The organism is Acetobacter tropicalis, from assembly GCF_001580915.1.
Classification (GTDB): Bacteria; Pseudomonadota; Alphaproteobacteria; order Acetobacterales; family Acetobacteraceae; genus Acetobacter; species Acetobacter tropicalis.
In genome coordinates this window covers 23,947-35,408 of record NZ_LHZQ01000220.1, presented here as the reverse complement: position 1 = coordinate 35,408, position 11,462 = coordinate 23,947, and the positions used below count along the sequence as shown (strand labels likewise).

Sequence of the window (11,462 nt, the reverse complement as noted above, 5' to 3'; positions counted from 1 at the left end):
ATTTTGGCAGGAAGGCATCAAACGTAATGGGTGATCGTGCACCACAACACGGTTTGCCTGATCAACTGTCGTCTCGACAAAAGGATGTAAGATGAGTGGCTACCGGCCTTACCAGTATATCGAGCGTCGGAAATCACGGAAGATCCATGTCGGCAAGGTAGCCGTCGGTGGGGATGCGCCGATTTCTGTCCAGACCATGACCAACACCCTGACCAGTGATGCACAGGCCACGATCGAACAGATCCGCCGTGCAGAACTGGCTGGTGTGGATATTGTCCGCGTGTCCTGCCCGGACGAAGAAAGCACCAAGGCGCTTGAAGAAATTGTGCGGGAAGTGAACGTGCCCATCGTGGCGGACATTCACTTTCACTACAAGCGCGCCATTGAAGCCGCCAAGGCTGGCGCAGCCTGCCTGCGTATCAACCCCGGTAATATTGGCAACGCCGAACGTGTGAAAGAAGTTGTCAATGCCGCCAAGGATTACGGCTGTTCCATCCGTATTGGTGTGAATGCCGGGTCTCTGGAAAAGCATCTGCTGGAAAAATACGGCGAGCCTAACCCGGAAGCACTGGTAGAAAGCGCTCTGGAACATGCCAAGATTCTGGAAGATCACGATTTCCGTGAATTCAAGATCAGCGTGAAGGCATCTGATGTCTTCATGGCGGTGGCTGCCTACCAGCAGTTGGCTGATGCATGTGACTACCCGCTGCATATCGGTATCACGGAAGCTGGCAGCAAACGTGCCGGCACTGTCAAATCTTCCATTGGTCTGGGCAATCTGCTGTGGGCCGGTGTGGGTGATACCATGCGCGTTTCGCTCTCTGCCGCGCCGGAAGAAGAAGTGTTGGTCGGGTGGGATATTCTTAAATCCCTTGGCCTGCGTCACCGTGGCGTAAAGATTATTTCCTGCCCGTCCTGTGCCCGTCAGGGATTCAATGTGGTGGAAACGGTTCAGACGCTCGAAGACCGTCTGGCCCATATCAAAACTCCGCTGACGCTTTCCATTATCGGGTGCGTCGTGAACGGACCGGGTGAAGCCCTGATGACGGATCTGGGTGTAACGGGCGGTGGTTCAGGCCGTCATATGGTTTATTCTGCTGGCAAGCAGGACCATACCATTCCGGCTGGCGACATGATTGAGCATGTGGTGGAACTGGTGGAAGCCCGTGTGGCAGCCATTCAGGCCGAAGAAGCCAAGGAAAAGGCTGAAGGCAAGACGGAAGAACTGCCGGAAATGTCTTCCGCTAAATAAAAGCTGAGGCCCAGCATGGTCTGATTCCGGGCAATCAGACCATGCGCCTTGGTTTTTTATCGTAAAATTTGAAGAGACAGCCCGCTGCGTAATAGCCGGTGGCGGGCGCTGTGATCGGGAAAAGATCTGTGAGCACCATTCAACCCGTAAGAGGAACGCACGACCTTATTGGCGAGGAGCAGCGGCGTTACACGCATGTTGTCTCAACAGCGCGCCATATTGCGGGGCTATACGGGTTTGATGAATGGTCCACCCCGATTTTCGAGGACACGAAAGTATTTTCGCGCTCGCTGGGTGATACGTCAGATGTTGTCTCCAAGGAAATGTATTCTTTTAGTGACCGTGATGGCGAAAGCCTGACCCTGCGCCCGGAAGGCACGGCTGCCATCTGCCGCGCTTTGGTGACAAATGGGCTTACGCAATCCCTGCCGCAGAAGGTTTTCTATGCAGGCCCCATGTTCCGGCATGAGCGGCCACAGAAAGGGCGTTATCGTCAGTTCCATCAGATTGGTGCGGAACTGATGGGTGCGGCAGAACCTCTTGCTGATGCTGAGGCAATAGCGTTGGGGTATCAGGTGCTTACGGCGCTGGGTGTGGCGGAACACGTGACCTTGGAGCTGAATACGCTGGGCGATACGGCCAGCCGGGATGCGTGGCGTGCTGCGCTGGTGTCTTACTTCGCCGGCTATAAGGATCGCCTTTCGGAAGAAAGCCGCATCAGGCTGGAGAAAAATCCGCTGCGGATTCTGGACAGCAAGGACGCGGGTGATCGGTCTCTGGTGGCAGATGCCCCCATGATGGAAGAGTTTCTGACGCCGGAAGCCCGCACATTCTGGGATGATCTGCGCCGCACGCTTGATGGCTTCGGAATTGAGTACAAGGTCAACACAAGCATTGTGCGTGGGCTGGATTATTATAATCACACCACCTTCGAGTTTGTGACCAGCAAGCTGGGCTCTCAGGGCACGGTGATGGCAGGCGGCCGTTATGACGGCCTGGTTCAGCAGATGGGTGGGCCGGAAGTGCCTTCCATTGGTTGGGCTGCTGGTGTGGAGCGTCTTTCCATGTTGCTGGATGCGTCTCCGGCTGCGCCGCGCTCGGTTGTGATCGTGCCGGTTGGTTCGCCCGATGAAAAAGCACTCTTCCAGATATTGCAGGGGCTGCGTCGGCAGGGAGTGCGGGTGGAAATCGGGTATCGTGGCTCCTTGCGTAAACGTATGGAGCGGGCAGGTAAGCAGAATGCCAGCCACGTGATTTTCCTGGGCGAGGATGAGTTGGCCAAAGGGGCCTTCAGGGTCAAAGCCATGGAGACCGGGCAGGAGGAAGAGGTCTCTCGTGATCGACTTCTTTCTGACGCAAAGGCAGTGTTTGCAGGCGTGGGTGGATCAACGGCGCAATGACTTTGGATGAACGGCTGGACAGGATTGTCAGCCGGGCGCTTGAACTGGAAGCCCAGCTGGCCAGTGGCATAAGCGGCGAGGCTTTCACGCAGGCATCCCGTGAATATGGAGAAATTGAGCCACTGGTAGCGCGCATCACCGCGCTGCGCTCGGCTGAGCAGGCTGCCCAGCAGGCGGAAGCGTTGCTGGCAGACCCGGAAATGAAAGAACTGGCCGAGCTGGAACTGGCCGAACTTCAGGAAACATTGCCGCAACTACGGCAGGATGTGCGTCTGGCCATGCTTCCGCGAGATGCTGCTGACGAGAGAAGTGCCATCCTGGAAGTGCGGCCTGCCGCCGGTGGAGACGAAGCAGCTCTTTTTGCAGCAGAACTGTTTGATCTGTATCGTCGATACGCGGATCTGCGGGGCTGGCGTTTTTCCATCATGGATTATGATGAGAGCGAGCTTGGTGGTCTGCGCGAAGGGATTGCGGAAATCAGCGGGAAGGGCGTTTTCGCACGATTGAAATATGAATCTGGTGTTCATCGTGTGCAGCGTGTGCCTGCAACGGAAAGTCAGGGCCGGATTCATACCTCCACCGTAACCGTGGCGGTGCTGCCTGAGGCAGAAGAGGTTGATGTTACGGTTGATGAAGGTGATTTGCGGATTGACGTCTATCGGGCGTCTGGCGCTGGTGGCCAGCATGTGAACAAGACCGAAAGTGCTGTGCGCATTACCCATCTGCCCACCGGCATAGTGGTGGCCATGCAGGAAGAAAAAAGCCAGCATAAGAACCGCGCAAAAGCCATGAAGATTTTGCGGGCGCGGCTGTATGAGCGGGAACGGGCAGAAGCCCACGCATCCCGCGCAGCGAACCGGAAATCTCAGGTGGGGACGGGCGACCGTTCAGAGCGTATCCGGACGTATAATTTTCCGCAGGGCCGCGTGACAGATCATCGGGTCAATCTGACGCTCTACAAGATTGATCGCATCATGCTCGGCGAAATTGATGATTTTGTGGATGCCCTGACACAGGAAGAGCAGGCCGAACTTCTGGCAGCAGAAGGGTTCTGAGTTCGGCCTTGGCCGAGTGTTCCAAGTTCTGCCGAGATGTTGACCCGAACGGCTAACTGACCGGCATGGAGCAAACATTGGAATGGGTAGGGTGATGCTCCGCAATGGAGTCATCATCGGGGTCCATCAGGAAGAATTCGGTAAAGTTGTTGGAGCCCAGCGCATAAAGGTGATGGCCATCCGGATTGTGAAGCGTGCCATCATTGCTGACTTCGTGCGTTTCCACCCGTCCTTCTGGTGTGCGAATGGTGATTTCGCCGCAGAGGGTATAAGTGTGGTCAATCCGGCCAATCGGGGTCGGGATGCGCACGGTCTTCCCGCGATTTTTGTCATCCAGTTTGAAAATGGCAGCCAGCTTTCCATCAAGATAAAGACGGGAAATCTCGGAGATTTCTGCATCCGCTTTCTCGTCAGTCACCGTAAATTCGCCTGCATGTGCCATTGATGCACCGGCCGTAAGGGAGACAATGGCAGCGCAGAAGGGTAAGAGCACCCGCAGGACGCGTCCGGTGCAGGATGAAAATGTCATTTCAAACAGTACCGCTCTGATAAAGGGTTCCTTATGAGTAGAGCAGAAAAACATGCAGCCAGCCAGCCGCTGGGTCAGTTGCTTGCTCATGGTGCGCAGGTGCTGGCAGCGTCTGCCATTGAAAATCCTCGGCGGGAGGCCCGGCTTCTTCTGGCGTATGCGCTGGGCAAAAGCCCGGAGCAAATGTTGGCTGCATCCCCCAGAGATGATGTGCCTGCAGAACCCTTTCTGTCTTATCTGGCCCGTAGGGCTGCGCATGAACCCATGGCGTTCATAACCCGCAGCAAAGGGTTTTGGACGCTTGATCTCGCTGTTTCTCCGGCAACATTGATCCCGCGTGGTGATAGTGAGACCGTTCTCGCCTGTCTCCTTGATTACTGTCCTGACGTGCAGGCAGCCTTGTCTGTGCTGGATATGGGAACGGGAACAGGTTGCCTTTTACTTGCGGCTTTGGCGGAATATCAGAAGGCGTGGGGCATTGGCGTGGATATCAACCCCGAGGCCGCGATTCTGGCTGCACACAACGCCAAACGATGCGGGATGGCACAGCGCGCCTTTTTTCTTGCTGGTAGATGGGATGATGCGTTGAAAGGCCAGCGTTTTGATGTGCTACTGAGCAATCCGCCCTACATTCCAACATCTGATCTTGCTGAGCTGATGCCCGAAGTCCGACTGCATGAACCGCTCACCGCGCTGGACGGAGGGGAAGATGGTATGGAGGCGTATCGTTTCCTTTGTGGGCGGCTACCTGATCTCCTCTCCCCACAAGGGGTGGCCATTTTCGAGATCGGGATTCATCAGTCGCGGGATCTACGGCATGTTGCTGCGGAACACGGGCTGGAGATTGTTGAAATCAGGCCGGATCTGGGTGGGGTGCCAAGGGCCGCAGTTTTACGGGTCAGGACTGATGCAATCACATAAAAAATAGGTTGGCTTTAGCTTGGTGGATTGCTAAGATCATAACTGCTTATTCAGAAATGTGGCGATTATCATTTATTTTTTCCGCCATATGAATAAAGCAATGAGGGCCTTTATCTCAGCAATGGTTTTCCTCTGCTGAAAAGAAGCCCGTTCCGACACACAATTCGGCCTTCAGTCAGGAAGCACGTCTTGAAAAGTTCGACTGTTTCTTCATGCAGAATGCCATGAACGTGAAAGTGCTGCGATAGCTCATGAATGTAAAACGGATGCGAACCAGAAATCATCGCTCTAGTGGTAGCGGGAGTGGTGGTTCTTCCCGGCATCTGAATGGTCAGATTCCGATGAACCGGAACCACGTGTTCGATAGTCATGGCCCAGATGTTCGTGTACGTGGGACGGCACAGCAGCTTTTTGAAAAATATCTTCAGCATGGTCGGGATGCGACAGGTGCGGGCGATCGTGTTGCGGCTGAAGCGTATTTTCAGCACGCCGAACATTATTTCCGCATTATGAACGCCATGGCTCAGGCTGCCCAGCAGAGCCAGCAGGAGCGAGCAGAGCGTCAGGCGTCTCGCCAGCGTAATACCTCAAGCGGTTCCGAAGATGGTGGGGATGTTTCTCGTGGAGAAGAAGGCGATGCTCCGGTGCGGGGGGAAGAACCTCAGCCGGACATTCAGCCTCAGCCCGAATTATCTGAAGGCTGATTCAATATTTTAAGTAAGCGCTGTGTGGCGTGTGCCTATGTGAAGGGTGCACGCGTACGGCGTTTCTTTATGTGATGATGGATGAAGCCGTATGAGGCTTGAGCGTCTCTGCGGATAAGACACAGCAAGCTGTTAAATCAGCTGGAATTTTTAAAGGAAGCCTGATTTCCCAAAAACTAAAAACAGCTATTAGCTATTTAATAGTTATGGCTTTTTAGGAAAGATGGTAGCGGCGGACGGATTTGAACCGCCGACCAAGGGATTATGATTCCCCTGCTCTACCACTGAGCTACGCCGCCATCGTTCGGTGGAGGTGATCTACCCTTGGTGGGGTGGGGTCGTCAAGGCGTTCTTGCTGTTTTTGTTACAAAAAATCTCAGCCGCCAATGTGCGCGTAGGCAACGGCCTTCATTGATCCAGATTGCCACCGCCAAAAATGTAATTGCTCACCTGTTGCTCAAGGCTGGAAGGCTCAAGTGTATGGGTCAGCAACGTGCCGGGGGCTGCCATGGCGCGGGAATGGCCTGGCTCAATGATCAGGGCATTATCGGAAGAAAGCGTGCTGCTGCCAATTGTCAGCGTGCTGTCGTCAGGGATCTTGAGTTCGGTGTTCATCCTGAATTTCACAATGGCCATTTGGGAGGTAGGGTCGAGTGTAACGGAGGAAACCCGGCCAACGGGTACTCCCGCCAACGCTACGTCCGCGCCGCGTGCAAGGCCATTGGCGGACACAAAACGGGCTGAGAGGTCATACCGCTCCTGTCCGGGAGCGGTCTGGGTGGCACGAGCATACAGAGCAAATGCCAGCGTGCCAGCCAGAACGGCGCTGCTGAAAAGTGTGGCGCCGGTACGGCCTCTCCCAATCATTGATCTGTTTTCTCCATCATGAGGCAAGGCCAGAGCCCATTGGTTATGAATGCTTGCAGCAGGCGGGGACTTGGTGCAAGGACAAGCTTGTGTGGCCAGAACTGGGTTGTGTATCAATGTCTTTCATTCAGGCTATTATCATAGCCGTCCTGCAAGGGGCGACGGAACTTTTTCCGGTCAGCAGTCTGGGGCATGCGGTCATTTTGCCCGCGCTCCTGCACTGGTCTTACAATCTGCATGACGAAGCATTTTTACCTTTTCTGGTGATGCTGCATCTCGGCACGTCTGTGGCGTTGCTGATTTTTTTCTGGAAAGACTGGTCCGCTTTGTTCAAAGGGTCCGCAGGTCTGCTGGGAAGCAGGATCCAGATGGAGAGCATGCATATCCTCTTCCTGCTGGTTGTGGCGACTATCCCTGCGGTTATCATCGGTGGATTGTTCGAGCATTTGCTGCGGAGTTTATTCGGCTCTGCTCCTTCAGCCGCCATTTTTCTGTTTCTGAATGGCGTTATGTTGCTTTTAGCAGAAAAGCTGCGGGGCTTGGGTGGTCGATACGGTGTGCGCACTGTAGCGGACATGACCATGCGTGATGCTCTGGTGATAGGTGTGTTTCAGTGCATAGCCTTTTTGCCGGGTTTTTCCCGGTCTGGCGCGACCATTTGTGGCGGTTTGATCCGGGGGTTGCGGCATGACACGGCGGCTCGCTTTTCTTTTCTGATGGCTGAGCCCGTGATTATTGCGGCTACGGCGCGAGAAGCCTTTAAAATGCGGCATATGGTTCTGGAGCCTGGGCAGATGCACGTAGCACTGATAGCTGCCGTGATTTCCGGAGTAACTGCTTTGGCCAGCACGGCTTTCCTGATGCGTTATTTCCGTGACCATGATAGATGGGCGCTCTCTCCCTTCGCTTATTACTGTATGGGAGCAGGACTTATTGCGACGCTGATTTTCCATTTCAGTGCCTGAAACAAAGAGTGGCTTGCCGAGGAGGCACGCCGCCTTCTATTGATGTATTAGAGCCGGATTCGTAACGAAATGTGCCGGCGCGTGGTGGAGGTTATACAGGCTCTCATGGGGTTTTCATCCTGCCCGGATACGGGGCGGTCTCGCCGTAAATCACTTGAGAGAATCGAGCAGGAAAATGGCGCTCAGCGGTTAACCCGCACATTAGGCCCGCTTCAACTCACCATGTTGGGTGTAGGCTCCACTATTGGTGCTGGCATTTATGTCATGACCGGCACCGCCGCTGCCAATTACGCTGGCCCCTCTATTCTTCTTTCTTTTGTTGTCGCCGGATTGGCCTGCCTGTTTACGGCGCTGGCATATGGCGAACTGGCCTCAGCTATGCCGGTTTCTGGTTCTGCCTACACTTATGCCTATGTTTCCATGGGGGAAGCGTGGGCATGGGGTGTGGGATGGTTACTTCTGCTGGAATACGGCATTTCCTGCGCGGGCGTGGCTGCCGGATTTTCCGGCTACGCGGTAAGTTTCCTACAGGATTTCGGGATTCATGTTCCCTCGGCCTTAAGCACCACAACCATGCAGGTCGCGCTGGATGGAACACAACGTCATGTTTCCGTGGCAGGTCGACTGGATGCGGTCGGCGCTGCCTCCATTCTGGTTGTGACAGGCTTGCTGATTCTGGGAGTAAAGGAATCTCTGCGGATCAACACGGCCATTGTTTTCCTGAAAGTCGGCGTTCTGGCCGTTTTTGTGGGGCTTGGCGTATGGCAGATCCATCCCTCTTACTGGACGCCCTTTATCCCGCCGCATGAAGGGGGCTTCCGCTACGGATTGCCGGGAATTTTCCGGGCGGCATCCATTATTTTCTTTGCGTATGTTGGTTTTGAAGCTGTTTCTACGGCCTCATCGGAGGCCCGTAATCCGCGCAGGGATATCCCGGTAGGGATTATCCTGTCCCTGTTGATCTGCACGGCGGTTTATATTGTTGTGGCGGCCGTCCTGATTGGGGTGGTGCCATGGAAGACGCTGGATGTAGCTGATCCATTGGCAATAGCGGTGAATGCCATGCATCAGCCCTGGCTGGCCGTTTTTGTGAAAATAGGGGCGGTGGTTGGCCTGTGCTCGGTTCTGTTCGGGCTACTTTATGCCCAAAGCCGTATCTTTTTCGCCATGGCGGAAGATGGCCTGCTGATGCCTGTCTTCAGCACATTGCATCCACGTTATAAAACACCTTGGATCGGCACCATCGTGCTTGGTCTTTTGGTGGCTGTGGCCACGGCGACATTGCCGATTGATATTATTGGTGATCTTGTCAGTCTTGGCACGGCTACGGCATTCGGCATTGTGTGCTTTACCGTGATCTGGATACGGAATACTGCCCCAGATTTTCCACGGTCTTTCAGCGTGCCCGGTGGTGGTTTTCGAATAAAGGGAATCTGGCTTGGCTATGTGCCCTTGTTGGGTATTCTGTTCTGCCTGATTATGGCCGCCCCGCTCTTCATTGATATCATTATGGCCGTGTTTTCCGGCGACCCAGTGCCGGCTGTCCTGCTGGTGGTTTATATTCTGTGCGGGTGGGCCAGCTACCATTTTTATGGTCGAAGCCACTCACGGTTGGGCAAGGATGTCTCTGTTTCGGAATAGAACCGTAAAGCAACAAAAGCAGAAAAAATGTCGGTAGTCTGAAGGATGGGATCTGCCAAGCATTTTAGCGCTGAGAGAGCGGTTCACTGCGATGATACAAGAAGACATTTCCAACAGCTAAAAGTGTCATTCGCGTAAAAAGATGATGCATCCGAGTGTGAAGAGCGTACAATCAGAATTTGATCTGTTGGCTTTTGAAGAGAATAATTAAAAAAGCCACTCGCACTGGTGTAAAAATACCGCGTGGCGGCCTTACTGAGTTTTTGAGCTGTTTCTTATTACTTGTGGTAAGCGTTGTGGGCGAGAAGGTCCTGGCTATCCCCGCCCTGAAGGTTTTAGTCATTCATGGGGTAAGAGGCTAACAGGCGCTTTTGTCTGCGCCACAGGCGTACGCCGTGCCAAAGGCCGCTGGATTTCCAGCCTGCCTTTTTCTTTTTGGCCCCTATCCGGAATGTTTCCCCATAATGGTGGAACTGGGCTGCATAGGCTTCGCGCAGGGTGGTGCGTGAGTCCCATATATGGATAGCCTCAGACCCTACGCCATTGATTTCAATGATCTCAAATTTTTCACCGGCTCGAAGAGCCTCGACAGACTCGAATTTCACATCCACTCGACCGAAATGAAAATCAGGGACGTCCTGCATGATTTCATCCAGGCGTGCTGTAAGGGCAGGAGTAATATCCTCGGCTCCGTTACGGAAAATGGCCCCTTTGCAGTGATTACCCGTGAAAACGAGATCAATAGTTTCCCCTTCCTCCAGAACATCGTTCAGACGGTTTTGCAGGCGTGGGGTGTAGATATGAAGCAGAAGGCGGGTGCGCGGGTCCTGCTTTAACAGTTCCCGCACGGTATCATGCCCGTTTCCTGCCAGCGCAGGAATATCCTTATACGTCAGGGATGAGAGCGTGCCATGAGCGCTATCAGGGTGGCGGATATAGAACAGGCCAGCTTCATGCCGATAAGGAATAAGGCGCTGTATGACCAGTTTTATGCCCCGCGGGAAAGCTGCCAAAGCCGCATCCAGTTCTTGATTTGTCCGTGCCAGTTTTACACCAGTACCATTGCAGCCGATATCAGGCTTTACAACGATGGGCAGGCTTAGGCCTTTCTGGGTCATGGCTTCCTGTGCACGGCGCATATCGTCAGAGCTGGTGAACAGGGTGGTGTAAGGGGCAATCCAGCGGGAGGCTGTGGTTCCAGCCATATCCAGGATGCCGCTTTTGCTTTCTCCGCACAGACCGCCCGTTTCAATACGGGGGTTCGCTGCGGTTGGTGTGCTGAAGTCCCGGTAACGGAGCCCCAGCAGGATCCAGTAGATCACGATGGGCGTATAAAAAATCCAGCCCGGCCAGAATTCAAAACTGGAAAGTGGAGAGCCATTTTCAGATGGCACAGCAGAATAATCTCGGACTGAAGAGGGCAGCTTGGTCATTTTCCCTGTTTCTGCATGCGGGCGGCAATGCGACCCATAATAATGATAACCAGCACAAAGCCGAGAATGCCAGCCCAGCGCCAAGCCCCAAGGTGAGCCAGAAGAAAGCCACCAATGCGGAGCGATAGCGCAAATAGCGCAGATGTCCAGATTAACGTGGCGGCGAGTGTAGCCAATGTGAAGGTGCGCAATCCAGCGTTGAAGAACCCGCAGGCTGTATAAAGCGGCAGACGGGTGCCTGGAATAAAGCGGCTGATGAAAACCACCTTAAACAGTTTTTCTGTCAGCCATTGGCGCTGCATATCGCGCTCGGGAGTGTTGATCCAGCGGCGGGCAGGAGCCCAGCGGGCGGCCAGATACCCCATTCCGTAAAGCCCGACATCACCCAGCACAATGCCAACATAAAGTGCGATCAGTGCTTCAAACGGCCCGAGCGCATGCAGTTTAACCTGAATGGCGGTGAGTACTGTTGCCGCGTCCTCCAGAATGAAGGTGGCCAGGATGACAATAAGCACCTGTACCGCCGGATAGGCAGTGGTTGCTGCGAGAAAATGCTCCAGAGAGTCTGGCATTCAGTCAAAATATTCCACGTAAGAGAGGCACCTGCTCTGACAGGCAACGGGGAGGAGGGCAAGGTTGCCGAGACGGAAAAGCGATAGAGCCTGCAGAAAAAAGAGATGGCGCGCAGGCGGATA

11 protein-coding genes and 1 tRNA gene are annotated in these 11,462 nt (G+C 54.3%); 7 read left to right on the top strand and 5 right to left on the bottom strand.

Going from position 1 to position 11,462, the window contains the following annotated elements:
* The first annotated feature begins 91 nt into the window (after positions 1–91).
* The 3 genes from ispG to prfA all read left to right on the top strand — a co-directional run bounded on the left by ispG (position 92) and on the right by prfA (position 3,707).
* The gene (gene ispG, locus AD944_RS13680; protein ID WP_006557628.1) at positions 92–1,252 is read left to right on the top strand and encodes a flavodoxin-dependent (E)-4-hydroxy-3-methylbut-2-enyl-diphosphate synthase; all 1,161 of its coding nucleotides are present in this window, start codon (positions 92–94) and stop codon (positions 1,250–1,252) included.
* Between the two features lie 128 nt (positions 1,253–1,380).
* Positions 1,381–2,652, top strand: a complete 1,272-nt coding sequence (gene hisS / locus AD944_RS13675; protein ID WP_045541991.1) for a histidine--tRNA ligase — start codon at positions 1,381–1,383, stop codon at positions 2,650–2,652.
* Positions 2,649–3,707, top strand: coding sequence for a peptide chain release factor 1 (gene prfA, locus AD944_RS13670; RefSeq protein WP_045541909.1), 1,059 nt, complete (start codon positions 2,649–2,651; stop codon positions 3,705–3,707). The genes hisS and prfA overlap by 4 nt, the downstream gene beginning before the upstream one ends.
* Before the next feature lie 52 nt (positions 3,708–3,759).
* On the opposite strand, the gene AD944_RS13665 is transcribed toward prfA, so the two are convergent.
* A complete protein-coding gene (locus AD944_RS13665; protein ID WP_231873756.1) occupies positions 3,760–4,149 on the bottom strand; it encodes a hypothetical protein in 390 nt (129 codons plus the stop codon).
* 120 nt (positions 4,150–4,269) lie between these two features.
* On the opposite strand from AD944_RS13665, the gene prmC reads away from it, so the two are divergent.
* A complete protein-coding gene (prmC, locus tag AD944_RS13660) occupies positions 4,270–5,157 on the top strand; it encodes a peptide chain release factor N(5)-glutamine methyltransferase (protein ID WP_045541911.1) in 888 nt (295 codons plus the stop codon).
* Between the two features lie 251 nt (positions 5,158–5,408).
* Positions 5,409–5,861 carry a DUF4167 domain-containing protein gene (locus AD944_RS13655; RefSeq protein ID WP_035381787.1) on the top strand — a complete coding sequence of 151 codons (453 nt, stop codon included), beginning with the start codon at positions 5,409–5,411 and terminating at the stop codon, positions 5,859–5,861.
* A 224-nt stretch (positions 5,862–6,085) separates the two neighbouring features.
* Here the strand turns inward: AD944_RS13655 and AD944_RS13650 are convergent.
* Positions 6,086–6,160 (bottom strand) — tRNA-Met (locus AD944_RS13650).
* A 109-nt stretch (positions 6,161–6,269) separates the two neighbouring features.
* Positions 6,270–6,728, bottom strand: a complete 459-nt coding sequence (locus tag AD944_RS13645; RefSeq protein WP_045541912.1) for an MlaD family protein — start codon at positions 6,726–6,728, stop codon at positions 6,270–6,272.
* A gap of 116 nt (positions 6,729–6,844) precedes the next feature.
* On the opposite strand from AD944_RS13645, the gene AD944_RS13640 reads away from it, so the two are divergent.
* Entirely contained in the window at positions 6,845–7,693 is an 849-nt protein-coding gene (locus tag AD944_RS13640; RefSeq protein WP_035381791.1) for an undecaprenyl-diphosphate phosphatase, read from the top strand.
* A 105-nt stretch (positions 7,694–7,798) separates the two neighbouring features.
* Entirely contained in the window at positions 7,799–9,334 is a 1,536-nt protein-coding gene (locus AD944_RS13635; protein ID WP_045541992.1) for an amino acid permease, read from the top strand.
* Between the two features lie 335 nt (positions 9,335–9,669).
* Here the strand turns inward: AD944_RS13635 and AD944_RS13630 are convergent, their stop codons facing one another.
* Positions 9,670–10,767 (bottom strand): ATP-grasp domain-containing protein, encoded by a 1,098-nt coding sequence (locus AD944_RS13630; RefSeq protein ID WP_045541913.1) that lies wholly within the window; start codon positions 10,765–10,767, stop codon positions 9,670–9,672.
* On the bottom strand, positions 10,764–11,339 hold the full coding sequence (locus AD944_RS13625; RefSeq protein ID WP_045541914.1) for a DedA family protein: 576 nt from the start codon (positions 11,337–11,339) through the stop codon (positions 10,764–10,766). Before AD944_RS13625 ends, AD944_RS13630 begins: the two co-directional genes overlap by 4 nt.
* Positions 11,340–11,462: the final 123 nt, after the last annotated feature.

Bases quoted from the DNA above. Each gene is read 5' to 3' on its own strand.
- AD944_RS13640 (WP_035381791.1), top strand. From the start codon at position 6,845: ATGTCTTTCATTCAGGCTATTATCATAGCCGTCCTGCAAGGGGCGACG.
- ispG (WP_006557628.1), top strand. From the start codon at position 92: ATGAGTGGCTACCGGCCTTACCAGTATATCGAGCGTCGGAAATCACGG.
- AD944_RS13635 (WP_045541992.1), top strand. From the start codon at position 7,799: ATGGGGTTTTCATCCTGCCCGGATACGGGGCGGTCTCGCCGTAAATCA.
- AD944_RS13625 (WP_045541914.1), bottom strand. From the start codon at position 11,339: ATGCCAGACTCTCTGGAGCATTTTCTCGCAGCAACCACTGCCTATCCG.
- AD944_RS13655 (WP_035381787.1), top strand. From the start codon at position 5,409: ATGAATGTAAAACGGATGCGAACCAGAAATCATCGCTCTAGTGGTAGC.
- prfA (WP_045541909.1), top strand. From the start codon at position 2,649: ATGACTTTGGATGAACGGCTGGACAGGATTGTCAGCCGGGCGCTTGAA.
- AD944_RS13645 (WP_045541912.1), bottom strand. From the start codon at position 6,728: ATGATTGGGAGAGGCCGTACCGGCGCCACACTTTTCAGCAGCGCCGTT.
- AD944_RS13665 (WP_231873756.1), bottom strand. From the start codon at position 4,149: ATGGCACATGCAGGCGAATTTACGGTGACTGACGAGAAAGCGGATGCA.
- AD944_RS13630 (WP_045541913.1), bottom strand. From the start codon at position 10,767: ATGACCAAGCTGCCCTCTTCAGTCCGAGATTATTCTGCTGTGCCATCT.
- prmC (WP_045541911.1), top strand. From the start codon at position 4,270: ATGAGTAGAGCAGAAAAACATGCAGCCAGCCAGCCGCTGGGTCAGTTG.